This window comes from Colwellia sp. E150_009, assembly GCF_053543955.1.
Window position 1 is genome coordinate 1 of sequence record NZ_JBHFOM010000037.1, and the last position, 24,476, is coordinate 24,476.

At 36.2% G+C, this 24,476-nt stretch carries 25 protein-coding genes; 18 read left to right on the forward strand and 7 right to left on the reverse strand.

All coding sequences use genetic code 11. The annotated features are described in order from the left end of the window. Positions 1-2,243: penicillin acylase family protein (locus tag ACE1OF_RS14685; RefSeq protein ID WP_448895398.1), on the reverse strand; the 2,243-nt coding region annotated here is incomplete at its 3' end. A gap of 244 nt (positions 2,244-2,487) precedes the next feature. Between ACE1OF_RS14685 and ACE1OF_RS14690 the strand changes: the two genes are divergently transcribed. The 13 genes from ACE1OF_RS14690 to ACE1OF_RS14750 all read left to right on the forward strand — a co-directional run bounded on the left by ACE1OF_RS14690 (position 2,488) and on the right by ACE1OF_RS14750 (position 14,069). Continuing rightward, complete coding sequence (locus ACE1OF_RS14690; protein WP_448895399.1) at positions 2,488-2,841, forward strand: hypothetical protein; 354 nt, start codon at positions 2,488-2,490, stop codon at positions 2,839-2,841. Positions 2,842-3,174: 333 nt separating this feature from the next. Next, complete coding sequence (locus ACE1OF_RS14695) at positions 3,175-3,726, forward strand: DUF2058 domain-containing protein (protein ID WP_448895400.1); 552 nt, start codon at positions 3,175-3,177, stop codon at positions 3,724-3,726. Positions 3,727-3,901: 175 nt separating this feature from the next. Further along, on the forward strand, positions 3,902-4,039 hold the full coding sequence (locus ACE1OF_RS14700) for a hypothetical protein (protein WP_448895401.1): 138 nt from the start codon (positions 3,902-3,904) through the stop codon (positions 4,037-4,039). Between the two features lie 217 nt (positions 4,040-4,256). Further along, on the forward strand, positions 4,257-4,832 hold the full coding sequence (gene efpL / locus ACE1OF_RS14705; protein ID WP_448895402.1) for an elongation factor P-like protein EfpL: 576 nt from the start codon (positions 4,257-4,259) through the stop codon (positions 4,830-4,832). Between the two features lie 72 nt (positions 4,833-4,904). Continuing rightward, complete coding sequence (locus ACE1OF_RS14710) at positions 4,905-5,858, forward strand: M14 family metallopeptidase (RefSeq protein ID WP_448895403.1); 954 nt, start codon at positions 4,905-4,907, stop codon at positions 5,856-5,858. A gap of 237 nt (positions 5,859-6,095) precedes the next feature. Continuing rightward, positions 6,096-6,878, forward strand: coding sequence for a DUF3450 domain-containing protein (locus ACE1OF_RS14715; protein WP_448895404.1), 783 nt, complete (start codon positions 6,096-6,098; stop codon positions 6,876-6,878). A 49-nt stretch (positions 6,879-6,927) separates the two neighbouring features. Then, positions 6,928-8,310, forward strand: a complete 1,383-nt coding sequence (locus tag ACE1OF_RS14720; RefSeq protein ID WP_448895439.1) for a MotA/TolQ/ExbB proton channel family protein — start codon at positions 6,928-6,930, stop codon at positions 8,308-8,310. 3 nt (positions 8,311-8,313) lie between these two features. Next, positions 8,314-8,841, forward strand: coding sequence for a MotA/TolQ/ExbB proton channel family protein (locus ACE1OF_RS14725; RefSeq protein WP_448895405.1), 528 nt, complete (start codon positions 8,314-8,316; stop codon positions 8,839-8,841). 99 nt (positions 8,842-8,940) lie between these two features. Continuing rightward, positions 8,941-9,351 carry an ExbD/TolR family protein gene (locus ACE1OF_RS14730; RefSeq protein WP_448895406.1) on the forward strand — a complete coding sequence of 137 codons (411 nt, stop codon included), beginning with the start codon at positions 8,941-8,943 and terminating at the stop codon, positions 9,349-9,351. A 71-nt stretch (positions 9,352-9,422) separates the two neighbouring features. Continuing rightward, positions 9,423-10,004 (forward strand): energy transducer TonB, encoded by a 582-nt coding sequence (locus ACE1OF_RS14735; protein ID WP_448895440.1) that lies wholly within the window; start codon positions 9,423-9,425, stop codon positions 10,002-10,004. A gap of 38 nt (positions 10,005-10,042) precedes the next feature. Beyond that, complete coding sequence (locus tag ACE1OF_RS14740; protein ID WP_448895407.1) at positions 10,043-11,398, forward strand: tetratricopeptide repeat protein; 1,356 nt, start codon at positions 10,043-10,045, stop codon at positions 11,396-11,398. 372 nt (positions 11,399-11,770) lie between these two features. Next, positions 11,771-13,717 (forward strand): acetate--CoA ligase, encoded by a 1,947-nt coding sequence (acs, locus tag ACE1OF_RS14745; protein WP_448895408.1) that lies wholly within the window; start codon positions 11,771-11,773, stop codon positions 13,715-13,717. Between the two features lie 184 nt (positions 13,718-13,901). After that, entirely contained in the window at positions 13,902-14,069 is a 168-nt protein-coding gene (locus tag ACE1OF_RS14750; protein ID WP_448895409.1) for a hypothetical protein, read from the forward strand. Positions 14,070-14,100: 31 nt separating this feature from the next. Here ACE1OF_RS14750 and ACE1OF_RS14755 read toward each other — a convergent pair whose 3' ends face one another. Then, on the reverse strand, positions 14,101-14,397 hold the full coding sequence (locus ACE1OF_RS14755; RefSeq protein ID WP_448895410.1) for a DUF6172 family protein: 297 nt from the start codon (positions 14,395-14,397) through the stop codon (positions 14,101-14,103). A 186-nt stretch (positions 14,398-14,583) separates the two neighbouring features. Here ACE1OF_RS14755 and ACE1OF_RS14760 point away from each other — a divergent pair, with 186 nt between their 5' ends. Beyond that, on the forward strand, positions 14,584-15,147 hold the full coding sequence (locus tag ACE1OF_RS14760; protein ID WP_448895411.1) for a hypothetical protein: 564 nt from the start codon (positions 14,584-14,586) through the stop codon (positions 15,145-15,147). A 223-nt stretch (positions 15,148-15,370) separates the two neighbouring features. On the opposite strand, the gene ACE1OF_RS14765 is transcribed toward ACE1OF_RS14760, so the two are convergent. The 4 genes from ACE1OF_RS14765 to cysZ all read right to left on the reverse strand — a co-directional run bounded on the left by ACE1OF_RS14765 (position 15,371) and on the right by cysZ (position 18,122). Next, positions 15,371-16,207: a hypothetical protein gene (locus ACE1OF_RS14765; protein ID WP_448895412.1), complete on the reverse strand. Its 837-nt coding sequence runs from the start codon at positions 16,205-16,207 to the stop codon at positions 15,371-15,373. Positions 16,208-16,496: 289 nt separating this feature from the next. Next, positions 16,497-16,697 carry a DUF1289 domain-containing protein gene (locus tag ACE1OF_RS14770; protein ID WP_448895413.1) on the reverse strand — a complete coding sequence of 67 codons (201 nt, stop codon included), beginning with the start codon at positions 16,695-16,697 and terminating at the stop codon, positions 16,497-16,499. Between the two features lie 169 nt (positions 16,698-16,866). Continuing rightward, positions 16,867-17,229, reverse strand: a complete 363-nt coding sequence (locus ACE1OF_RS14775) for a hypothetical protein (RefSeq protein WP_448895414.1) — start codon at positions 17,227-17,229, stop codon at positions 16,867-16,869. Positions 17,230-17,348: 119 nt separating this feature from the next. Next, a complete protein-coding gene (gene cysZ / locus ACE1OF_RS14780; RefSeq protein WP_448895415.1) occupies positions 17,349-18,122 on the reverse strand; it encodes a sulfate transporter CysZ in 774 nt (257 codons plus the stop codon). A gap of 163 nt (positions 18,123-18,285) precedes the next feature. Between cysZ and zipA the strand changes: the two genes are divergently transcribed. The 3 genes from zipA to ACE1OF_RS14795 all read left to right on the forward strand — a co-directional run bounded on the left by zipA (position 18,286) and on the right by ACE1OF_RS14795 (position 22,213). Next, entirely contained in the window at positions 18,286-19,377 is a 1,092-nt protein-coding gene (zipA, locus tag ACE1OF_RS14785) for a cell division protein ZipA (protein ID WP_448895416.1), read from the forward strand. A gap of 85 nt (positions 19,378-19,462) precedes the next feature. Next, entirely contained in the window at positions 19,463-21,535 is a 2,073-nt protein-coding gene (gene ligA / locus ACE1OF_RS14790) for an NAD-dependent DNA ligase LigA (protein ID WP_448895417.1), read from the forward strand. Positions 21,536-21,580: 45 nt separating this feature from the next. After that, positions 21,581-22,213, forward strand: coding sequence for a hypothetical protein (locus ACE1OF_RS14795; RefSeq protein WP_448895418.1), 633 nt, complete (start codon positions 21,581-21,583; stop codon positions 22,211-22,213). A gap of 73 nt (positions 22,214-22,286) precedes the next feature. Here ACE1OF_RS14795 and ACE1OF_RS14800 read toward each other — a convergent pair whose 3' ends face one another. Beyond that, positions 22,287-23,636, reverse strand: coding sequence for a Na+/H+ antiporter NhaC family protein (locus ACE1OF_RS14800; protein WP_448895419.1), 1,350 nt, complete (start codon positions 23,634-23,636; stop codon positions 22,287-22,289). A gap of 212 nt (positions 23,637-23,848) precedes the next feature. Between ACE1OF_RS14800 and ACE1OF_RS14805 the strand changes: the two genes are divergently transcribed. Further along, positions 23,849-24,472, forward strand: coding sequence for an FKBP-type peptidyl-prolyl cis-trans isomerase (locus ACE1OF_RS14805; RefSeq protein WP_448895420.1), 624 nt, complete (start codon positions 23,849-23,851; stop codon positions 24,470-24,472). Positions 24,473-24,476 lie beyond the last annotated feature (4 nt).

Below are 24,476 nucleotides of genomic sequence, written 5' to 3' on the forward strand. Positions count from 1 at the left end.
AAACTTTTACCTTGTACTTTCGGCATAAAACTATCGCCTGATAATGCCATTGCGGGCATATCTAACCACCTTCCCAAAAAAGGTATCGCTTTACTTAACGGATGATTAATTTCAGTGGTATTTTGTTGTCCCCAAGTTGCTTGACTAAGTAACTGTTTATCACCAGAGCTTAAGGTAACCATATCATCAATGGTTTTTTGTAACGCTTGATTAAAAACAGCCTGCCAGCTATTAAGTGGCCGCATAAGGAAATTTTCAGGCTGTTGATTGACTAATTTCCACAAAGGGGTTTCTATTTGATGGCGAATACTACGAAAACTATAAGATTCACTTAAGTTATTTAATGTAGTATTAAGTTCACTAAAAATTAAATCACGCACATTAATGCGAAAGTTTCTAACGATGCGATAGCTTACTGAATCAATACTCGCACTTAATGCTTTGTCTTTTGATAACAAGTCTTTTACTTCGTTGAATTCAGGGTGTTTTGCTAATGTTTGTTCATTAAGCACTGTTGTTAATAAGAAAGACTGCCAAGGTTTTAAAAATTCGGCATGATCATCTAAACCTATTACTAGTAAAGATTTTTCGTCAAATGTTTTAAGGTTGAACAAATCATCACGAATTTGTTTTGCACGTGCACCTAGTGCATAGCCGCCATTACCAATTTTTTGTAGCATTTTTCCACCTACAACACGAGCGTTTGCTGTCCATAAACGACTACTTTCTGGATTCAAAATACGAGGGTATTCTTGAGGCGATAAATACCCCGCCCAACCATTTTTACCTTGATGCCAAAAAGTAGGAGTTTCGCCTATTCCACCAAATTTATTAGGTAAAGGTCCCATAATTGTCCAACCTAGGTTTCCTTTTTTATCACCTATTATAATATTTTGCGCAGGCATGCCACTTTTAGCTGCAATACTAAATGCTTGTGTCACCTGTGTAGCAAGCTCTAACTCTGTTGAAGCAAAATTGACCGCTTGTTTATCGTGCGCGACCCAGCGGTAAGCAAGTAGTTCGCCTTGATGGTTTTTGCCAATAACAGGTCCCCAAATGGTTTCCTTTATTACAACCTCAACGGGTTGCTCGTTTTTAATGGCAATGAGTTGTTTATGAAAAGTGAAATCTTTAACACCATCAAGAGTTAGGTATTGTTTGTCATTATTAATGCTTTTAAGTTTAATTACGTCATTATAATCACCATAACTATTCGTGAATCCCCAAGCAATATGACCGTTGCTTCCCACAATCATACTAGGCACACCAGGTAGGGTTGCTCCTGTCACTTTTATGTGTTGATTATTAACAGGGTATTCAAAGCTGGCTCTAAACCATGTATTTGGAACACGTAAGCCTAAGTGCATGTCATTTGCTATAATGGCACTGCCTGTAGATGTTAGCTGTCCTGATATTCCCCAATTGTTAGAACCTGGGAAAGCATCTGCTTGATATTTTGCTTGTGCTTCATTTCGGGCTACTTGGTTTGATGGTGCTATTTGGGGTAATGCTGCATTCGAGGCTGACGGCCAAGCCTCTTCAGGCATAGGTGATGGTTGATATTGACTATTATCAATGGCAGCATCCCATATACTGCCTTTAGGGTTTAAAAAGGCATAAACATCGGCTGATAATATAGCTTTCATTAATCCTAATGTGCGTTCACGTTGTCCATCTTTATATTGCAAATCTATATACATACTAAAAACCGCTAAAATTGAATCTTCTTCGCTCCATTGAGTCGGCTCTTGTTGCAATAGCAGGTATTCAAACGGGTGTGAACTTATGTATTTTAGTCCTTGATTCACACCTCTAGTATAAGCTTTTAGTAAGGCTTTTTGATCTTTAGGTAAATTATTAACTATTTCTATGGCTCTTTCTCTAAATCGATGAACACGAATTGATTTGTCGTAATTAAGCGCGACATTACCAAATAGACTGGACAGTTCTCCAGCAGAGTTTCGCCTTAGTAAATCCATTTGAAAAAAACGTTCTTGTGCATGAACAAAACCTATTCCAACGGCAATATCTAAACGATTACTGGCTTTTACTGTAACAATACCCTGTTCATCACGCTCTATGATTGCGCTTTTAATTAAGCCGAAAACTGTTTTTTTACCATCTAAAATTGGTAATGCTCCTTCTACTTGACTATATATCCAAGTAATACCAGAAGCGATAATAAGAGAGCTAATTAGTAATAAAGAAACAGCAATTTTCTTAAAAGGCGTAGTTTTTAACATAACATAGTCATAAAGCGTGTTGAAAAATTAATAATAAGTTGTGAATTAAAGAATAACTTATTAACACAAACTAACGAAGCTTTTGTTGATTTTATTAAAATGGTAAGAATGTAAAATACTAAGTGTATGTTTTTTATACTCAATAAGTACAGGTAAAAAAGTTGATTTTTATTTAGATTTTACGGTTAATCGAATGTTATAATTCCTGATTAGTTATTAGTGTGTATCGTTTTCGGAGTTTTAAGTGACAGAACCAGAATCAATGTCAAAACATGTACAAATTGGGGATTGGATTTTTGAAGTTAAAATGGTGAGAGCGTTAAAAGTTGCCGAGTATGGACAACCATATTCAGCTATTGCCAATTGCAATATTAATGGTGATGCAATGTACATTGATGGCTTATTAACCCAGGAAGGTCAGAACTTTACACGTAATGATTTTAAAATTTTTAATAATTTTTGTTATCAAATGGGGCTTAAGCAATGCTCATATCATCGATATCAAAATGGTGAGTCAAGAACCAAAGACGTCATGATAACACCTCCTGAACAAACAAATGTGGTCAAGAATGATAGGCATATCCAGCTGGTAAAATAAGCATACAGTTGGTTAAAGTATAGGTAAAACTAAATTACGCTTCTGTTGCTAAATGGTCATATTTAGCGGCACCACAAATTAATTACAGCTTCGTGCGAAAATTAGCTCCTTTTTCTAAAAAGCTACATTAATGTAGTCATCCTTGCAGAATTAATAACATTTTATGTTAACTGTTCATCTCGTAAAGAGAGATAAAGTGAACTGAAATATTATGAACAGATAAATTATTTAAGGTTTGTCTCTTTATCTTTTATTGTTAGAATAGCTTATTAGCAATAGTCATAAATAACAGTGCACTAACAAATATAGCATTAAATACGGTTAAAATTTATCATGGCATCACTTCAAGAACAATTACTTAAAGCCGGTTTAACGACCAAGCAAAAAGCACGACAAGCAAATGCGGATCAACGTAAAAAAAATAAACAGAAACGCAGTGGCGTTCAGCATGATGCAACGCTACAAGAACAAGTTAAACAAGATTTGGCGAAAGAGAAAATTGTCAAACAAGAAAAAGACAACGCGTTAAATGCATTGAAAAAGCAGCAATTAGCAGAGAAAGAACAAGTGTTACGAATCAAACAAATTTTAATTCATCACCAAATCGTGAATGTTGAAGGAGATAATGACTATAATTATACTTTTGGCAGTAAAATTAAAAAGCTATCGTTAGATTCCGCAACACACAAAGCATTAGTTAATGGACGCTTATCCTTATGTGGACTTGAAGATGTTACTTACCTTGTTACGAGAGAGACCGCTGATAAGCTAGCTGAATTGGATAAAAATGTTGTTTTAGTTCAAAATGATAAAATGATAGACGAACAGATTGATGAAGACGATCCTTATGCTGATTATCAAATTCCAGATGATTTAATGTGGTAAGTGGCAGCGAATACTTAGTGTAAACATAACTCTCTATAATCAGGTTATGTTTATTACTTAGATGAATATTAATAATAACTGACTAATACTATTACTTTTGTAATCCAGTATGTAATAATACAACTCTAGAAACCAAAATTGAGAGGGTTATATGGCCCACGAGGATAGTAGTAATATGTCAAATAATACTGAGTTGAATGCCGAAAATAGCATTAATGAACAAAAAACTACTCAACAACAGTTAGCTGATGCACATAATGAAATTGAAGATTTAAAGCTACAAATAGCTTGGTTAGAGCGCTCTTACGAATAAACCTAAATAGCTAATATTGAAAAGTCGATAAAAAGGCTAGCATAAAAAATTATGCTAGCCTTTTTGCTTTTTATGGAAGTGTATTTGTATTGTTTTATTGTTTCGATCATTTATATTTATATTTAAATGATCCATTACTTGCATTAGTGATAATTCGTGGTATTTTCGTCGCTTATTTTTCAATGTTTCAATATTTGTATAATTAAAGGAGTTTCCCATGCCAAAGGCAAGTGAGATTAAAAAGAATGCTGCGATAGAGCATAATGGTAAAGTTTTAATTGTTCGAGATATAACACGTTCAGTACCGCAAGGTCGAGCAGGTGGAAGTTTATATCGTATGCGTTTGTATGATGTAGTTACTGGCGGAAAAGTTGATGAAACCTTTAAGGCAGAAGATATGCTGAATTTGGCAGATTTAAGCCGTCGCCCAGCAATGTTTTCGTATATAGACGGTGAAGAGTATATATTCATGGATAATGAAGATTACACACCTTATAACTTAAACAAAGACAGTATCAGTGAAGAAGTGTTATTCATCAATGAAGAAACTCAAGGTTTATCAGTTATTATTATTGATGACGTCCCTGTAGGTATTGATCTTCCAGCCAGTGTTGATTTAGTTATCACTGAAACTGACCCATCTATAAAGGGCGCATCGGCAAGTGCACGAACAAAACCTGCAACATTATCAACGGGTTTAGTTATACAAGTGCCAGAGCATATTTCTAATGGCGATAAGATCAAAATAAATACTGCAGAGCATAAATTTATGGGTCGTGCAGACTCTAAATAATAAGAGCCGCGAATGCTAAAGGATAAGTAGATAAGCTAACAGAACAAAGCAATAAATTAAAATGGGTAAAGTATGACAAACAACGTTGAAAATTCTATTGGTACATTAGGGCAAAAATGGAATGAAATTGATAAGCTAAAATGGTTTGAACAACAAACCATTAAACGTTCGTATCAAGACGAGGTTATTAGTAAAATTACCCTTTTATCACCTACTTTTGACATTGTGGAATATGGTTATTTACCTGTAGATAAACAACGTTACCCATTATTTGCATTAAAAAGTAAACATTGGCAACGTGATAAAAAAACGCTACTGGTTACGGGAGGAGTACATGGCTATGAAACGAGTGGTGTACAAGGTGCTTTGCGCTTTTTAGAGAATGAAGCACTTAACTCAGATAACCAGCAATGTGCTAATTATAGTCAATTATTTAATTTGGTTGTTGCTCCCTGCGTTAGTCCATGGGGTTATGAAACTATTAATCGCTGGAATCCTAATGCGATAGACCCTAATCGTTCATTTTATGAAAATAGTCCTTCGCAAGAAGCGGCTAATTTAATGGCTTTTATACAATCACTTGATGTTGATATTTTTGCGCATATTGATTTACATGAAACAACAGATACAGACAATACTGTATTTAGGCCAGCTCTGTCAGCGCGTGATGCTATAGAACAAAAGAATTGGAACATTCCTGATGGGTTTTATTTAGTCGGTGACACGCTCAACCCCCAAGTTGATTTTCAGCAGGCTATTATTACCGCTGTAGAAAAAGTTACTCATATAGCGCCTGCCGATAAAAACGGTCAGCTTATTGGTGTTCAATTAGCACAATGTGGTGTTATTAATTATGCAGGAAGAGAGTTAGGGTTATGTATGGGGCTAACCGATGCAACCTATGTTACCACTACCGAAGTTTATCCAGACAGCCCTAAGTCAGATGATGAAAACTGTATTCTTGCACAGGTTGCCGCAGTAACAGGAGCACTGGAATACATCATTAATTGTGCTGGTGTTACCTAATAAGTCAGCGTTCAATTACCATTCGCTTTTTTCCCAATAAATCTCCCTGTGAATTAGCAATAACACCGTGAGTTAGTGAGCTTCAAAATCAACGTAACCACACGTCAGTTCAATTAAAGTACAGTTCATAAAAATGAAATATTACTGAAACCTAACCGTCATATTTCTATAACTTAAGTGTCACATTTACTCGTTAGACTTACCTCAATTATTTTATGACAAGAGATAGGTAAATCGATGAAATTATCACACCTTGCCAAAGCAAGTTTAATGCTTAGCTTTAGTACTATTACCTTGCTTAATGCTAGTGCTAACCAAGATGAACAGCTTGATAAAGTGGTTGCAGCAGGGCAAAAAATAAACCAATCAGCTGCTAATTCACAGTTAAAAGTAAACAGTTTAACCGAGCAAGTGCAAACTAAATTACAGCAGTTTAATACTGTTACTAAAGAACTTGACGGTTTAACTGTATACAACCAACAAATGCAAGCGCAGCTTGATAACCAAATGGCAGAGCTAAGCCAACTGGCTAAGTCAATGGAAGAAGTTAGCGTTATTGAACGACAAGTTTCTCCTTTAATGGCTCGTATGATTTCTACATTAGAAAACTTTGTCAAGCTTGATGTTCCGTTTCTACCACAAGAACGTAGTAAGCGCCTAAATGACTTAAATGACATGATGATTCGAGCAGATATTTCTGTGGCTGAAAAGTTTCGTCGTGTTCTTGAAGCTTACCAAGTTGAAGTTGATTACGGTCGTACTATTGAAGCTTATAGTGGTCTTTTAGCCCTTGGAGGACAAGAGATGGATGTAGACTTTTTACGTGTTGGCCGAGTGAGTTTTATTTATCAAACACGTGACGGTAGTCAATTAGGTCAGTGGGATCAAACTACGGGACAATGGCAAACGCTTTCACAAGACTACCGTTTAGGTGTCAATAAAGCTCTTCGTATTGCGCGTAAACAATTAGCACCTGATTTAATTATGGTGCCATTAACAAACACCCAAGCCAAGCTATAGCAGAGTAACAATCATGACTATCATTAAAACGGTTAAATCGATTACAACTATTAGCCAACATTGTAAAAAAACAATCACTTCGCTCACTCTTTCTCTTGCCATGGTATGTGGCGTAAGTGTGGCTCAGCAAGCGACTAACTTAGACGATTTATTAAACCAGCTTCAGCAGGGAAAAATTGCTCAATCTAAACAAAATAAAACAAGAGAAGCTGAGTTTAAAGCCAAAGTAAACCAACAACAATCAATGCTTGATGACATTAAAAGTAAAAGAAATTCAGCGATAGAACTGAGTGCACAATTAGAGCAGTTGTTTGCTGATAATGAAATTGAATTAGCAAATAAAACTGATGCACTTGACAAACGTTTAGGCGAATTAAAAGAGTTGTTTGGTGTATTACAGCAAGTGTCAGGCGATACTCAAAGTAAATTTCAAACCTCAGTAATATCGGCGCAGATACCAGCTCGTGGCGAGTTCTTAAATGAATTTTCTCAGAGCATGGGGTCAAGCAGTAAATTAGCCTCAATTGAAGAAATAGAACGTTTATGGTTTGAGTTACAAAGAGAAATGACTGAAAGCGGAAAAATTCATACCTTTAATCGTGAAGTCGTTTTAGCTAATGGTGAACGAAAAAATACTGATGTTACACGTGTTGGTGGCTTTAATTTAATTGCTGATGGTAAGTATTTAGAATACATCGATGAAACGGGCACTGTAGCTGAGTTAATTAGACAACCAGCAAACCGCTATTTATCGACAGTTGATGCTTTAACAACCAGTAAAGAAACCACTGCTTTTGCGTTAGATCCAACGGGTGGTTCAATTTTAAGTTTACTTGTACAAGCACCAGACACACGTGAACGAGTAGATCAAGGGGGGGTCGTTGGTTACATCATTTTAGCTATTGGTGCTGTGGGTTTACTCATTGCGTTAGTACGTTTCATTAATTTAGTGTCAGTTGGTGCCAAAGTTAATCGTCAACTTAAATCAGATAAAGCTTCAAATGACAATCCGTTAGGACGAGTCATGCAAGTTAAAGATAACAACCCAGGTTTAGATATAGATACATTAGAGTTAAAACTTTCTGAATCTATTTTACGAGAATTACCCAAACTGTCTAGCATGCTCACTTTGATTAAAATTATCTCTGTTGTAGCCCCTTTAATCGGCTTGTTAGGTACAGTAACTGGCATGATAAATACATTCCAAGCAATAACCTTATTTGGTACAGGTGACCCCAAATTAATGGCTGGTGGTATTTCCCAGGCATTAGTAACAACAGTACTTGGTCTTGTTGTTGCCATTCCTATGGTATTCCTATTCGCTTACTTAAATAGTCGCAGTAAAAATATTATTAATATTTTACAACAGGAAAGCACTGGAATAATCGCTCAACGCTCTGAAAATGCAGCATTAGCAGGTCAAGGAGCATAAAACGTGATTGCCTTAGCTGAAATGTACGATGCAATAGTTGAGTTTATGGACACTGGTGGGCAGGTTTTAACTGTGATTGGTTTTGTGATTTTTATCATGTGGTTAATGATTTTTGAACGCTTTGTCTTTATTTCATTAAGCTATAAAAGTGTTAAACAACATTTGATTAAAACATGGGAAAACAGAACTGAGCATACTTCATGGAACAGTGAGCAAATTCGCACCGCGTTAATTTCGCGCGGTGCAACTAAGCTGAATCGGAATATTGTTCTTATTCAATCACTTGTGGTGCTTTGTCCTTTGTTGGGATTGTTGGGAACAGTGACGGGAATGATTGAAGTATTTGATGTGATGGCTATTTCAGGAAGTGGAAATGCACGTTCAATGGCATCTGGTGTTTCAAGAGCTACTATTCCAACAATGGCGGGTATGGTTGGGTCATTATCTGGGGTATTTACGGTTGCTTGGATAAAACGCAATGCTAAAAAAGAAACAGAGTTATTAGCAGATAGCCTGATTGTTAAACATTAAAAGTATTAAGTAAACGGTGCCTTCAAAGTATGTCTTCAAGGTATGTATCCTGATCATTTGTTGATTAAGGGTTGTGTATTAATAAAGTAGGAATAAGAAATGCGTCATTTAAATAAAATGCTCCAAGCGCAAGAAGAAAAAGAAGAAATTGATATGACCCCCATGCTGGATGTGGTTTTTATATTGCTAATTTTCTTCATTGTAACGGCCTCGTTCGTTAAAGAAGCGGGTATTGATGTTAATCGTCCAGAAGCGGCGACAGCAGTAAAAAAAGAACGCGCTAATATCCTAGTAGCCATCAGTGATAAAGGTGATATTTGGATCAACAAGCGTAAAGTGGATATTCGTAGCGTACAGGCAAATATTGAACGATTAAAAGCTGAAAACCCACAAGGAACAGTTGTTATTCAAGCAGATAAAAAATCAACAACAGATACTTTAATTAAAGTAATGGATTCAGCGCGTGCAGCTGGTGTGTTTGATGTATCTATTGCTGCGCAAGACGCATAACAAAAGTGGGAGATATTTACGTGTCTACAATTATAGTTCGTAGTGGTGTTCGATATGTTATTGCTGGAGCCATGGCACTAAGTATGACTTTTATTTTACTTTGGGGAATGCAAAAGCTTATCGCTGGCGGTAATGACGTAATGAAGGAACCAATTAAAGGAAATGTACTTGATTTTATCCGCTTAAAAAAAGATGAGTCTGTTGTAAAAAAAGAGCGCAAGGTACAAAAACCAGCTAAACCCAAAGAGCCGCCTCCGCAAATGACAACACCACCAATGCAGCAAAGTAATCCCAATGCCGCAGCGGCAAAAAATAGCTTTGCTGCCGATATTCAAACAGATTCAGGTTTGGCTGGAGGTTTGAATTTGGATAGTGGTGATGGGGATTACTTACCTATTGTAAAAGTGGCAGCTGTGTATCCACGTAGAGCACAAGCCCGAGGAATTGAGGGGTTTGTTGTTGTTGAATTTACGGTAACTAAAACAGGTGCCGTAACAAATCCTATTGTTGTGCATGCAGAGCCTGAAGGGGTATTTGACCGTGCAGCACTCGACGCTGTGGTTAAGTTTAAATACAAACCTAGAGTCGTTGACGGTGAAGCAATGGCGGTTGCTGGGGTACAAAATAAAATTAGCTTTGAAATAGACGGATAACCAAAGTTTTACATAAAAATAGCGAATGGGAAAAAATTATGAAGATGAAAAACACCTTATTATTAACGTCAACATTAAGTTTGATAGTCTTGTTCTCATCAAATAATGTAATGGCAAACAATAATAGTCAAACCGAGACTGGGCAAGCAAATAGTCAACAAGAACACAAAAGTTATCGTGCGAGTAAAAAAGTGCCTGCAATGCGAAACCGTGTTTATACGCAACTTGCCCGAGCACAGAAACTAAGTGATGACGGTGACAAAGAAGCAGGCTTTGTTGTATTAAGTGAAGTGGAAGGGCAAATTGATAGTTTAAACGGCTATGAACAAGCCATGCTTTATAACTTCTACGGTTTTATGCATTACGCGAATGATGATATTGATAATGCGATAGCAAGTTTTACAAAAGTGATTAGCGATGAGAGTGCTATTCCAGATACCTTGCTTAGTTCTACACGTTATTCACTTGCACAATTATCAATGCAAAAACAAGATTACGCAAAAGCCCTATCGCATTTAAAAGCATGGAAAGAAACGCAATTTAAAGCATTAACGGCTAATCAAGAAATGCTATTTGCTCAAATTTATTATCAAGACAAGCAGTACGTTGATAGTTTGATGCATATTGAAAATGCAATTAAGGTTGCTGCAGAAAAAAATAAACAACCAAAAGAAAACTGGCTGGTATTAAAACGCGCTACACATTATGAATTGGATCAGCCAAAGCAAGTTACAGAAGTTATGGAACAGTTGGTACGTTTATACAGTAAACCACAATATTGGTTACAGCTTGCGGGTATGTACGGTGAAATTGGCGAAGAAGATAAACAAATTGCAGTAATGGAAGCAGCCTATCAAGCAGGTTATATAACAAAATCAAGTGAGATTATAACACTTGCTCAATTATACCAATTTCATGGAGCGCCATTTAAAGCTGCTAGCTTACTAAATAAAGCGATAGAGCAAGGCGTTGTTGTTGCCCAAGAAGATAGCCTAGCATTATTATCTCGTGCTTATCTCAGTGCAAAAGAGCCAGAAAAAGCGATTGTAGTACTGAATCAATTATCGAGTATTGCAGATACTGGAAAATATGACGCCTTATTGGCACAAACATATTTAAATACTGAGCAATGGAAAGAAGCTATTACGGCTGCTGATCAAGCGATTGTTAAAGCTCAAAGTGAAAGTAATCCAGAATATTTAGGTAATATGTATTTGGCCAAAGGTATGGCAAACTTTAATTTAAATGACTTTAATAAATCGCTAGATGCTTTTGTAAAAGCTGAACAGTTACCCAAAATTAAAAAAACAGCTCAACAATGGGTTAAATATGTAGAACGCGAGCAGGAGGTTTTTGAAAGACAACAACAAGTACGTTTAGCGATGCTTAACTAGTTTTAAGTCTGTACCATAATTATTGAGCGCCTTCGGGCGCTTTTTAAAATTAATACTCAATATAACTAATATTTATTAGTTGCGATAATCTTACGAATCAAATCCTCCTGCGGCTGTTTCTAAAAATGCTAATATTTCCTATTATATAAAGCTGTTATAGCCTATAAGCAGTTATCATTTCAGCCGTAAGTTAACTGTATATTATACTGCTGGAATAGTACTAAAGTACTGCACTATCGCTTTAGTTTAAGACTAAAGGCGTATATAAAAATTACTGTAAAAAAATTAGCATTAACACAATCTTACTTATTTAAATAAAGTATCAAATAAAAATTATTACAATGGGTACTAACAACCCTGAAGGAATATTTCATGAACGAATTAAAACCTTGTTATCCTGTTTCAGAAAAAGCTAAAGCGCATACTTATATTGATAGCGCAACCTATGATGCTATGTACAAGCAATCTATTGAACAACCCGATGTATTTTGGGGGGAGCAAGCTAAAGAATTTATTGATTGGTATCAGCCTTGGGATAGTGTTAGCCAAGTTGATTTGAAAAATTCAGAAATTAATTGGTTTTCAGGTGCAAAACTTAATGTTAGCTATAATTGTATTGATCGTCATCTAGCCACTAAAGCGAATGACACTGCTATTATCTTTGAAGGTGATGATCCTAGCGATGACTTAAAAGTAACCTATCAAGAATTGCATGATCATGTTTGTCGTTTTGCTAACTTACTAAAAGAGCGCGGCGTAAAAAAAGGTGATCGCGTTTGTATTTATATGCCGATGATCCCAGAAGTTGGCTACGCTATGTTAGCTTGTGCTCGTATTGGCGCAATTCATTCTGTTGTTTTTGGTGGTTTTTCTACAGAATCAATCAAAGCTCGTGTACTTGATGCTGAATGTAAAGTTATTATCACTGCTGATGAATCAGTACGTGGTGGTAAGCATATTCCACTGAAATCGAATGTTGATGCGGCTGTTGCTGATTGTCCTGATGTGCATTCAGTTATTGTTGTTACTCGTACAGGGGGAGATGTTCCTTGGAATGAGAAAGTAGATATCAACTATGCAGACGCAGTAGCTAATTTACCTGCTGTTTGTGAACCTGAAGTGATGGATGCTGAAGATCCATTATTTATTTTATACACTTCTGGTTCTACTGGTACACCTAAAGGTGTGGTACATACTTGTGGTGGTTATATTTTATATGCAGCTATGACCCATAAATATGTATTCGACTATAGAGAAGGTGAAGTTTACTGGTGTACAGCCGATGCTGGTTGGATAACGGGTCACTCTTATATTTTTTATGGCCCATTAGCAAATGGCGCAACTACGTTAGTATTTGAAGGTGTACCAACTTATCCTGATGCAGGACGTTTCTGGCAAGTATGTGAAAAGCATAAAGTTAATGTTTTCTATACAGCACCTACGGCTATTCGTGCCTTAATGAGTGTGGGTAACGAGCTAGTTGAGAAAGCAGATCTTTCTTCATTGCGTTTATTGGGCTCAGTAGGTGAGCCAATTAACCCTGAAGCATGGCATTGGTACTATGAAGTTGTTGGAAAAAGCAACTGCCCAATTGTTGATACATGGTGGCAAACAGAAACAGGTGGTATTTTAATTACTTCATTGCCTGGCGCTGTCGATATGAAACCAGGCTGTGCCGGTAAACCTTTCTTTGGTGTGCAACCAGCGTTGTTTGATAAAGACGGTAATACACTTGAGGGCGAAAACCAAGGTTTATTAGTGATGACAGCTAGCTGGCCGGGGCAATTACGCACAGTATATGGCGATCATAATCGTTTCTATCAAACCTATCTTAGCCAATATCCAGGTAACTACTTTACTGGTGATGGTGCTAAACGCGATGAAGATGGTTTCTATTGGATTACAGGTCGAGTTGATGATGTATTAAACGTATCAGGACATCGTTTAGGCACAGCTGAAATTGAAAGTGCATTAGTGCTTCATCCTGCTGTAGCTGAAGCTGCTGTTGTTGGTTACCCGCATGAAATTAAGGGGCAGGGCGTATACTGTTATGTTACCTTGATGGCGAATGCCGAAGAGTCTGATGAATTGAATAAAGAATTAAAAGAGTTTGTTGCTAAAGAATTAGGCCGCTTTGCTAAACCTGATTATTTACAGTGGGCTCCTGGTTTACCTAAAACACGCTCAGGAAAAATTATGCGTCGTATTTTACGTAAAATTGCTGAGAATGACGTAGATAGTTTAGGTGATACATCAACACTTGCCGATCCAAGTGTAGTTGAAGACTTAATTGCGAAACGTATTGTTCATACAGGCTAACAGATAGTAAGCATTTATACTGTTGTTGAATAAAAAAGCGCTTATTAGCGCTTTTCTATTTTGAGAAGGGTTTTAAAAATTTGAAAGGCTTGATTACAATCAAAATAGTAGAGGTTTTTTAACGTTACAATAAAGGTTCTGTTTACTTTGAGTTACTTATTTTATTGGAATGGAGGAAACCTTAATGGAGCAAAAAATGAACCGATGTGGAAAATGCCAACAATTCACCAGAACCCCTGAAAACCAAAAAGATATTTGTGGCGCTTGGGATCAGCCTACTATTGCTACTCGAGGAGCTTGTGAATTTTATATTCCAAAGAAATCAGTTAGTAATTTAAAGAATAAAAACTAAATTTTTTATCAAATTTTTCTACCATAGTGCTTTAATCCTCTAGTGGTTTTTCTTTTCTATTTGCGGGTTTTGCTAAAATTTCTAAATAAAAACTTTCTAATTTATGCTGAGCCGCATCATCAATACTTTTATTGAGTGCTGAAACATGAATAACTTCAGCTTTGTCTTGAGTATGCCCATATTTACAGTCAAAATCCCAAAAGTCGGCACCATCAGGTAATGGCTTATTTCTTTCTCTTTTCAAGTATTTTTTTACTTCATGTTTAATGGAATCAATCAGTCTTGGTGTTTTGATTTTTTTATGAGTTAATAAAAATGTTTTTTTCATGGTTCGCCTTGAATAAGTACTTATACAGATAGGTTTTAAATGTTTCTAATGGTTCACTGAATACATCACTGAGCCGAATATTGCCTGATAGTTTACCATAGCACAAAGTTGCTTTTTACTTTATCTTGCTATGAACGTAAAATATGTTTGAATTTCCACAAATACGCAATATAAAAGGATATTAATATGAACAGATTAAGTATAATTATGATGTTAGTGTTAATTACTTTTTCAGCTGCTAGCCAAGCAGAGAAAGTACTAACCAAAGAATTAATCATGTCGTTTCAACACATGTCAGAACAATGGGAAGCTTTAGAAGTTAATTATCCTGAATTATCATCACTTGAAGACTTTGATTTATATCAGCCCGACAAAATCATAGCTCAGCTTAAACATTCAAAAGCCTACCCTAAAATCAAATCAATGTTAGATCAGCATGGTTTTTCAAATGTTGACGAATATTATGATGTGGCTATGCGTGTTATGGGCGGTTTGATGAACTATCAAATGCAAAATATGCCTCAAGGCATTGATATTGACTCTATGATGCAAATGCTTAAACAGAATATAGCGCAGATGAAAGCGAGTAATGCACCTAGCTCAATGGTTGATGAAATGAAACAGCAATTGGCTGATATGGAAAAAAACATGACAAAAATGAAAGCCGCAATGAAGAATACCAGTACTGCTGATAAACAATTTTTTAATGACAATGCAGAATGGGTGATGTCTGTATTAGACGAACAGTAAAATTTATGGGACGTTGAAAACTCTGTGTCTGCTTATGTGTAGTAGCTCATATCTGATCTTACAATTTCTATGAATAGGTTTGGAATTCACCTGACAGGCAGTTATGAGCGATTAGCGGACATACCGAAGTGACAAACGATTAATCAGGGGACATCACGTCCTTTTCATTTCATTCGATTGCAATCTCTGTGGCAAACAATGCGAATTGGCTAAACAGCATCATTTATTTTCTTGGTTGCGAAAATGAAGTAACTTCTACATCAAGACTACGAATCACTAAATCAAATTTATCCAATAAATTCTGTGCGTTATTATAAAACTCGACACCTGTAATAGCTCTTATTGGCTTAAGGTATTCTGGGAATGGGACTTCTATTCCTGTTTGATCATTTTCATGTTGCAAAGCTCTTGGCTCTACAAGGCGGAACTCTTTTTCTTGCACATAATTAATGTCTTTTGTTGTAAACAACCTAGTTAACGCTTCTTCAGGGCAAAGCGCGAGTTCACGGGCGGAAATAAACTCTCCATTATATTTCCCTCCCCAATGCTCGCGTGAAGAGTAGGTTACAGGGCGAATATTACTACGTTCATCTTGCATATATTCATACTCAATACAATACCCCTGTTTATCAGCATAGTTATTCCACATTTCAGGATCATCAGAATCTCCAGAAAAGAAGCAGCAAATCCCCACAGGTTTAAATAAATTTTTCTTAAAAAAATTAGCTAAATAAGCATTACCTAATATTGCATCAAAATACTCAGGAGAGTTGGCGGGAAACCGATCTTTAGCATAGCATTTGGATATGTATTCTTTTAGCTTTTCAACAAAATCCTTGGTTAAGATTGAATCTGAATAATTAAATTCAGCGTGATAGTAATTTCGGAGGAAGTCATTAAGTAGACGATAGCTCTCAGGTGACATAGATGGCATGCTCAGACCTGCTATACGACAATCAAACTCGTCTTTGAACTTGTCTGGCCGAGCCAGCCATAACTGTTTATTAACCAACGTGTCACATCGTCCTTCTTCAAGCTTCTCAAATCGATACAACTTCATTATCGCTCCTCCAAATAATGAATAATTTCAATAAATAGCAGGTGCAAATTTTGCCCAAAACACCAACCAAAGATTGAGTATGCCTTGGGCAATTAAAGGTAGCAACTGTAATGTCTGCTTTTGGCACATTTGCGACTGTCAGATTTGATTGAGTACTGTTAATCGAGTATGAAAGATCAAGTTAAGACTTATTCAGCTTATGCTTGTAAACGTTTATCGAGTTTTAAAACCCTAGTGGGTGGTTTAAAACTCGATTTGACGCTTTCAATTTAATACAATGAATCTTAACTTAGCTCGTAAAAGATTTACTTTTTCTTTGGTTACAACAAGCTAATATTTCTTTCTTTTCACTTTCTGATTTCTCTTGCCAACCTATAATTTCAGATATGTGACGGTAGCAACCTAAACAAATGTCATTTTGATCCAAACAACAATTCCTTACACAAGGACTAAGCTCTTTTTTATTATCTTGATTTGAACGAGTTGACATACATTTACCATGAACTAAAGATATAACCATTTTATCTTAATAGATTAAATATACGCAATTCGCACATATTTTTGAACATAAAAGAAAGTCATTATGCAACATAGCAACCTCTACTTAAATATATAAATGATCGTGTTTACTTTGCTGACAAGGTGAACTATTTATTAAATTACTCAGGTGTTTTATCCACAAGAATATCAACTTGGCGTTTACTATTTTGCTGAGAAATAATAACTCGAATAGTTTTATTCTCATTGTTAAAAGTTAACATCAGGCGATCTCGCTTCCTTTCTTTAAAAATAGATTCACCAAATCTTTGCTCATAAAAATCAATTATTTTATCTTCAGATGAAGAGGTGAAATAATTTAAAACAGCAGGTATGTCATGAGTGAAATTTGCAAAAACATGTGCATTATCTATAACAGGAATAAAAACAGAGTGAGGAGCATCCAGCGCAAACACTGTGGTGTTTACACTCAATAAAACTGCCCCAGCGAACAAACTATATTTATTCATGCGTGCTTTTGTCATTTCATCACTTCCTGTTATGTTAATTCCACTTGTTTAAATATATATTATTTTTATATAGAGTGCGATAGAGCTAATTAATGATATAAAAACTAATGATATAAAAACTAATGATATAAAAGCTAAGATGACAAAAATTCGTCACGGTAATGATCAACCCAAAGCGCTGTTGCACCGCAAATTGCAACGGGCATGATAATAAGGTTTACAATGGGGATCATGGCAAATATTGTTACAGTCACTCCAAAGCTATAACTTAATCCTTGCTGTTTTTTCAAGGCTTGTTTCATCTCGTTGAAGGGAATTTTATGATTATCAAAAGGGTAGTCTTTATATTGTACTGCCATCATCCAAGCGACGAATAAAAACCAAATTATTTGGCCCACAACGGGTAGTATCCATAGCAAAATGAAGAAACCAAAAGCCCGAGGAATATAATAAGCGAGCTTTGTCCATTCTCGCGCTAAGGTTCTAGGAATGTCTTTTATAATGGCTAACATATTATCGTCAGAGGACGTAGTACCGACTAATATATTTTCTATTTTTTCAGATAATAAACCATTAAAAGGTGCTGCTAACCAATTGGCGGCAGTACTAAATAAAAATGAGAAAATAATGAGTATTGTGATAACTGCGAATGGCCATAGTATTACGTTAAGCCAGTCTAACCAACTTGGTAACCATGCCATTATGGTAGCCATGTAATATTCAAGTTCTTTATACAAAAAATAGAATGCACAACTAAAAAGTATTAAATTAATCAATAAAGGAATAAGAACAAATCGACGGATCCCTTTTAATCGGATAAGCTCAAAACCTTTAAACAAATACCCCGCACCACTTTGGGCAAGGGGAATATGTGATGGGTGAAAATTATTTTTGTGTGAATTAGGCATGTATAAATAGTAACATATTGATATTAATGAATAGATTATAAAGTTTGTTTCAAGGTATTTACAATACTAACATGTTACAAAATGCCACTGTTTCTGTTAGAGTTTACTCTATATAATAAAAATACCAACTTTTTCTTTAAAGTATCAAAAGACAGGCATAAAAATGGAAGATAATTTCAGAAACGCATTAATTATTCTTAGCGGTGTTATTATTGCTGCTATTTTTATTCATGGTTTGTGGACCATTAGAAAACAGAAAAACCCTTATAAGCTTAAAACTAGCCAAACCAAAGTAGAACCTATATCGAGAAACTTTGATGGAAGTGGTTTTGATCAAGATGGCGTAGGACAAGTTAAAATATTAAAACAGGCAAACGAGCCAAAAGTAGAAAGTGAAAAAGACTTTGAACAAGCGATTAGCCTTGAAGAAATCAGCCATTTAGAAAATGGTCAAAATGATGAGTCGTATAGTCGGTTTTCTTCTAAAGAACAAATATCTGAACATGATACTGAATATAATAAGCCAAGTAATCCAAATAATACTGACGAAACGGTAAAAGAAAAAATCTCATTAGAGCAACCTATGTATCAACAACCTGTTACAAAGGCTAAACCGTCAGTGGTAAAAAATACTAAAACAGTGAATAAAAAAACTATATCAAAAACTCCTTCAGCATCAGAGATTAAACGTAATCAAATAGAAATCAATTTTGGTGAAGGGCTCACCGCTGATGAGCCAGTACCCAATGTGAATGTTGATGAGATAGATACACCAGCTAAAGAATCAACGCCAGCTAAGAAGGTTGATAAGCTTGCACCTGATACACAAGTTATTATTTTAAGTGTAGTGATGCCTGAAAACCACCAAATGTCAGGAGCCGCGCTTTTACCCAGTGTATTAACGTTGGGCATGAAGTATGGTGACATGAATATTTTTCATCGGCATCAAGACAATGCGGGTAACGGCCCTGTTACCTTTAGTTTGGCAAATATGCTGAACCCTGGTTCGTTTGATTTAGATACGATGGAAACCTTTGTTACGCAAGGGGTTAGTTTATTTATGACATTGCCTAACGCTGGTGATCCTTTTGCCGCGTTTGAACAAATGTTGTCAGCAGCTAAACAATTAGCCGCAGAATTTAATGCGCAGTTACTTGATGACAAACGTAATGTAATGACCAAGCAAACAGAACAACATTATATAAGTAAAATACGCGAATTTGACCGACAATATCGCCTTGCTAGTGTTGAATAATAATCTATATATTAAGTGCTGTTTTTAGAGTAATAGAAACAGTAACGCTATTGCGCTTTTCTTTGTTTTATCGAGTTAATTATCTATGTCAACAACCAAGTCTATACACCCCTTATCAGCACGAGTAAAGGAACTTCATCAAGAAATAAACCATTATAATTATCAATACTATGTACTTGATAAACCCAGCGTACCTGATATTGAATATGATAGATTATTACGCGAATTACTGATTATTGAAAAAGAGCATCCAGAGTTAAAAACTGTTGATTCACCTAGCCAAAAAGTAGGCGGTGAAGCACTTAAAGTATTTACTCAAGTGACTCATCAAGTACCTATGCTATCTCTGGATAATGTTTTTTCTGTTGAAGAATGGGATGCATTTATCAAACGTATTCAAGACAGGTTGGGAAGTAATAAAAATTTAGTTATTTGTGCTGAACCAAAACTTGATGGTTTGGCGGTTAGTTTACGTTATGAACAGGGTATGTTAGTACAAGCGGCTACCCGTGGTGATGGCGCTACAGGTGAAAACATCACTGAAAATATTAGAACAATTAAATCTATTCCCCTGAAGCTTATGGGGGAATGTGATATTGATTATCCTGATATTTTAGAAGTTCGTGGTGAAGTTTTTATGCCAAAAGCGAGTTTTGAACAATTAAATAAAGCGGCAATTAAAAAGGGGGAGAAAACTTTTGCGAACCCTCGTAATGCCGCAGCAGGTAGTTTACGCCAGTTAGATTCAAAAATTACCGCTAAACGCAATTTAGATTTTTATGCATACGGATTTGGTTTTGTTAGTGCACTTAAGCGTAATGTTCTAAATGGAAGTGAAGCAACCTTTTTAAAAAATTCACACTATCAACGTTTATGTCAGATTAAATCGTTAGGTTTACCTATGTGTCCTGAAGTTCGCTTGTTAGAGAGCCAAGAGGAAGTACTGGCTTTTTATCAAGATATCCTTAATAAGCGAGACAAATTAACTTATGAAATAGACGGTACCGTTCTAAAAGTTGATGATATTGCCTTACAAGAACGGCTTGGTTTTGTCGCCCGAGCACCACGTTGGGCAATGGCTTATAAATTTCCAGCACAAGAAGAATTAACCATCGTTGATGATGTTGAATTTCAAGTAGGGCGCACTGGTGCAATAACGCCCGTTGCGCGTTTAAAGCCAATTTTTGTTGGGGGAGTAACTGTTTCAAATGCGACTTTACACAATCAAGATGAAATTGAACGTTTAGGTTTAAAAATTGGTGACACTGTTATTGTACGTAGAGCGGGAGATGTAATACCTCAAATTGTTTCTGTGGTACTTGAAAAGCGTAATGATGATGCTAAAGATATTGTGTTTCCTACAGTATGCCCTGTGTGTAATTCAAAAGTGGCTCGTGCAGCAGGAGAAGCGGTATTGCGTTGCACTGCAGGCTTGTTTTGCCAAGCACAACGCAAAGAAGCAATTAAACACTTTGCTTCACGAAAAGCGCATGACGTTGATGGTTTAGGTGATAAATTAGTAGAACAGCTTGTTGATGAAGGATTAATTTCAACACCTGCAGATTTATTTAAATTAACCGAAACAGACATAAGTACTATGGATCGTATGGGGGTTAAATCAGCAAAAAAACTCATTGCATCCATTGACAAGGCAAAAGAAACAACTTTAGCTAAATTTATCTATGGACTTGGTATTAGGGAAGTAGGTGAGGCAACAGCGACGAACTTAGCGAATCATTTTTGTACCTTATCTGCAATACAAACGGCAAACTTTGAGGCATTAAAAACCGTTGATGATGTTGGTGAAATTGTTGCTAAAAATATCATTAATTTCTTCAAAGAAGAGCATAATTTGGCTGTGATCATGGCATTAAGTGCAGAAATGACATGGCCTGATATTGTTGTAAAATCAGTAGATGAACTCCCTTTATCAGGACAAACATTTGTGTTAACTGGCACGTTAAGTCAAATGGGGCGAACTGAAGCGAAAGCTGCACTGCAACGATTAGGCGCTAAAGTTTCTGGCAGCATTTCAGCCAAAACGCATTTTTTAGTGGCGGGAGAAAAAGCAGGCTCAAAACTAACCAAAGCGCAAGATTTAGGCGTTGCTGTATTAACAGAAGATGATTTAGTAGCGCTATTAGCAAAGTACCATTAATATTCAATTTTCTAAATATATAACATAAAAAAAGCTTTATTGACCATGTATAAATTTTGTATTGTAGTATTACTGATCTGTATGCAAACACGCGCTATAGCTGAACCTAATAGTGCAGGTAAAGCCGAATTGACTAGTCAACAAGCTAAGGCACTTCAATCATTAAATGACGTAGAAGAGCAACAAACAAGACGAATTAGCAAAACATTACGCTTGAAAATTACTAAGTTGAGTGATAACCGAGGACAAGAATATATAGGTGCCACTGTAAGCCGCGCAGAGTTACAGCCATATTTAGCTAAGCTAGAGTCTATACTTGGCGCGAATTTTCAACAATACCGTGAACGGCAAGCAGCGCGTGATCATCAATTATTTCATATGACTATAATTAGCCCACCCGAGTATCAAGTTGCAGACAAAACAGACATTGAAAAACTATTGTCTTTAGACGTTATCAATGGCAGCTTTTCAGGCGAGGTTAATGTCACACTACTTGGGTTAGGTAATGTACAATTAGATAACAAAGAAACATATTTTATTGTTGCACAAAGTAATGATGCTCAGATGATTCGTCAACACTTTCTATTGAAAAACAAAGATTTTCATATAACGTTAGGTTTTAATCCCGATGATATTTATGGCGTAACAAAAAATAGCAGTACATTAATCAAAGAATAAAACATAAATTATTAGTCTCAAATTTGATTAAATCAAATTCCAACCAAACTACCAGTGCGAAAGCTAGCTGAAATTAAACGCTAGCTTTAGTCATTTTCCAAAAAGCAATGCCTGCAGTAAAAAATAAGATCATTGGATAAAACGCATGAGAAATTACTGCTAAGGGTGATATCCCTAGGGTGGTACCTAATAATAGCGCTTGTGCGCCGTAAGGTAACAACCCCTGGTTAATGCAGGCGAATATATCTAGTAAACTAGCGGATTGCGCAGGTGTTAGCTCTCCGTCAGTTGCTAATTCTTTTGCAGTTTCACCTGTAATGATAATTGAGACAGTGTTGTTAGCCGTAAAAAAGTTACAACCAAAGGTTAATCCCGCAATACCTAGGCCAGCAGCACGTTTTTTATTTTTAGGGCTTAATCTTCTTGCCAATGACTCAATTGCTTTTGTTAAAGCAGACAGCCCACCTTGATGACGAATTAACTCACTTAACCCACCAATAAATAAAGACAAAATAAAAATATCTTGCATACTAGAAAAACCTGAGTTGATGTCACTAATCCAAGCTGATAATTGGTAATCATTTGTTAGTATGCCAATAGCGGCTGCTAATACTATACCTAAAGAAAGTACGACAAAGACATTTACGCCTGATAATGCAAGCACTAGAATAACCATATAAGGAATGAGTCCAAAAACAGCTGGATCGCTTGTCATTTCATAATCGATGTTTTGGCCCAAAGTAGCAAAAATAACGAGGCAAATAATTGCGGCAGGTATAGCAAATTTAAAGTTTACTTTAAATTTGTCTTTCATATGCGCGCCTTGGCTTCGAGTTGAAGCAATGGTGGTATCTGAAATGATAGACAAATTATCACCAAAAATGGCGCCTGAAATTAAGCAACCTGCGATTAAAGCCGAATCAATACCCGCTGATTCAATAAATCCTAGCGCAATGGGGGCAATAGCAGCAATTGTCCCCATGGATGTCCCCATTGCAGTGGATAAAAAAGCAGCGACTAAAAATACCCCTGGCAACAACAAGTAAGTTGGAAAAATAGCTAAACCTAGCTGAACACTCGCATCTACACTCCCCGTTGCTTTTGCTACGCTAGCAAATGCACCAGCAAGCAAATAAATAATGCACATAGTAATGATATTGGCGTGGCCAGCACCACTAATAAACTGTCCTATTTGCTTTTCAATCGGCTCCTTATTAACGACTTTGCCTAAAAAAATAGCAACAAAAACAGCTGGAATAATAGCGATACTCGCAGGGAGTTGATAAAAAGCAAAATCACTGCCTTGAAACGTGAGAATTATACCTGTGCCTAAAAATATACCAAGGAATACAGCAAAAGGTAGTAGCGCTAATAGTTTTTTTTTAGCTGGTGTAGACTCTGTTGCAGCCGTTGTTGTGGTCATAAATTATATTCTTATTAGGGTGTGATGACCCTTTATGTAAATTGCTAACTCATTATATTCGTTAAATCATCGATGTGTGAAGTAATGTTTTGCATTCATTCGCTTATAAAAAAGAACAAATAGCCATGCTTGCCCCCTACATACCCGTAAAGGTTTATGATAAACTCTCGCGAATTATTTAATTCCTATTAATTTAAAAATAAGTGAAAGTTATGTCTGAAAACAAGTTCGAAACGATAGAACAACGTGTAAGCTATGGTGTAGGTCGTCAGTTAGGTGATCAATTGCGTAACAACCCATTTAAAGATTTTGATGTTACCGCAGTGCAAGCCGGTATTGCTGATGCCTTAGTTAATGCCGATAGCCAAGTATCAGATGAAGATTTAAATGATGCTTTCTCAGTAGTCTCTAAAAAATTGCAAGAGCAAGAACAAGCTATTGCTAAAGAAAAAGCAGCTGAAGGTGAAGCTTTTCTAGCTGAAAATGCTAAACGTGATGAAGTTACTGTAACAGAGTCAGGTTTACAATATGAAGTTATTACAACAGGTGATGGCGAAAAACCAACGGCGGCAAGTACTGTACGTGTTCATTATCACGGTACTTTTGCTAATGGTGATGTGTTTGACAGTTCTGTAGAACGTGGTCAGCCAGCAGAATTTCCAGTGGGCGGTGTTATTGCAGGCTGGACAGAAGCGTTACAGTTAATGACTGAAGGCAGTAAGTGGAAATTAACCATTCCATATAACTTAGCTTACGGAGAACAAGGTTCACAAGGTGCAATACCTCCTTATGCAACCTTAGTTTTTGATGTTGAGTTACTAAGCGTCGTTAGCTAGTTTA

Excerpts from the sequence above, each read along its gene's own strand:
- ACE1OF_RS14765 (WP_448895412.1), bottom strand. The coding sequence starts at position 16,207 with ATGAAGTTGTATCGATTTGAGAAGCTTGAAGAAGGACGATGTGACACG.
- ACE1OF_RS14770 (WP_448895413.1), bottom strand. The coding sequence starts at position 16,697 with ATGTCAACTCGTTCAAATCAAGATAATAAAAAAGAGCTTAGTCCTTGT.
- cysZ (WP_448895415.1), bottom strand. The coding sequence starts at position 18,122 with ATGCCTAATTCACACAAAAATAATTTTCACCCATCACATATTCCCCTT.
- ACE1OF_RS14740 (WP_448895407.1), top strand. The coding sequence starts at position 10,043 with ATGAAGATGAAAAACACCTTATTATTAACGTCAACATTAAGTTTGATA.
- ACE1OF_RS14710 (WP_448895403.1), top strand. The coding sequence starts at position 4,905 with ATGACAAACAACGTTGAAAATTCTATTGGTACATTAGGGCAAAAATGG.
- ACE1OF_RS14800 (WP_448895419.1), bottom strand. The coding sequence starts at position 23,636 with ATGACCACAACAACGGCTGCAACAGAGTCTACACCAGCTAAAAAAAAA.
- ACE1OF_RS14700 (WP_448895401.1), top strand. The coding sequence starts at position 3,902 with ATGTCAAATAATACTGAGTTGAATGCCGAAAATAGCATTAATGAACAA.
- zipA (WP_448895416.1), top strand. The coding sequence starts at position 18,286 with ATGGAAGATAATTTCAGAAACGCATTAATTATTCTTAGCGGTGTTATT.
- ACE1OF_RS14760 (WP_448895411.1), top strand. The coding sequence starts at position 14,584 with ATGAACAGATTAAGTATAATTATGATGTTAGTGTTAATTACTTTTTCA.
- ACE1OF_RS14735 (WP_448895440.1), top strand. The coding sequence starts at position 9,423 with ATGGCACTAAGTATGACTTTTATTTTACTTTGGGGAATGCAAAAGCTT.
- ACE1OF_RS14805 (WP_448895420.1), top strand. The coding sequence starts at position 23,849 with ATGTCTGAAAACAAGTTCGAAACGATAGAACAACGTGTAAGCTATGGT.
- efpL (WP_448895402.1), top strand. The coding sequence starts at position 4,257 with ATGCCAAAGGCAAGTGAGATTAAAAAGAATGCTGCGATAGAGCATAAT.
- ACE1OF_RS14715 (WP_448895404.1), top strand. The coding sequence starts at position 6,096 with ATGAAATTATCACACCTTGCCAAAGCAAGTTTAATGCTTAGCTTTAGT.
- ACE1OF_RS14775 (WP_448895414.1), bottom strand. The coding sequence starts at position 17,229 with ATGACAAAAGCACGCATGAATAAATATAGTTTGTTCGCTGGGGCAGTT.
- ACE1OF_RS14755 (WP_448895410.1), bottom strand. The coding sequence starts at position 14,397 with ATGAAAAAAACATTTTTATTAACTCATAAAAAAATCAAAACACCAAGA.
- ACE1OF_RS14795 (WP_448895418.1), top strand. The coding sequence starts at position 21,581 with ATGTATAAATTTTGTATTGTAGTATTACTGATCTGTATGCAAACACGC.
- ligA (WP_448895417.1), top strand. The coding sequence starts at position 19,463 with ATGTCAACAACCAAGTCTATACACCCCTTATCAGCACGAGTAAAGGAA.
- ACE1OF_RS14695 (WP_448895400.1), top strand. The coding sequence starts at position 3,175 with ATGGCATCACTTCAAGAACAATTACTTAAAGCCGGTTTAACGACCAAG.
- acs (WP_448895408.1), top strand. The coding sequence starts at position 11,771 with ATGAACGAATTAAAACCTTGTTATCCTGTTTCAGAAAAAGCTAAAGCG.
- ACE1OF_RS14730 (WP_448895406.1), top strand. The coding sequence starts at position 8,941 with ATGCGTCATTTAAATAAAATGCTCCAAGCGCAAGAAGAAAAAGAAGAA.
- ACE1OF_RS14750 (WP_448895409.1), top strand. The coding sequence starts at position 13,902 with ATGGAGCAAAAAATGAACCGATGTGGAAAATGCCAACAATTCACCAGA.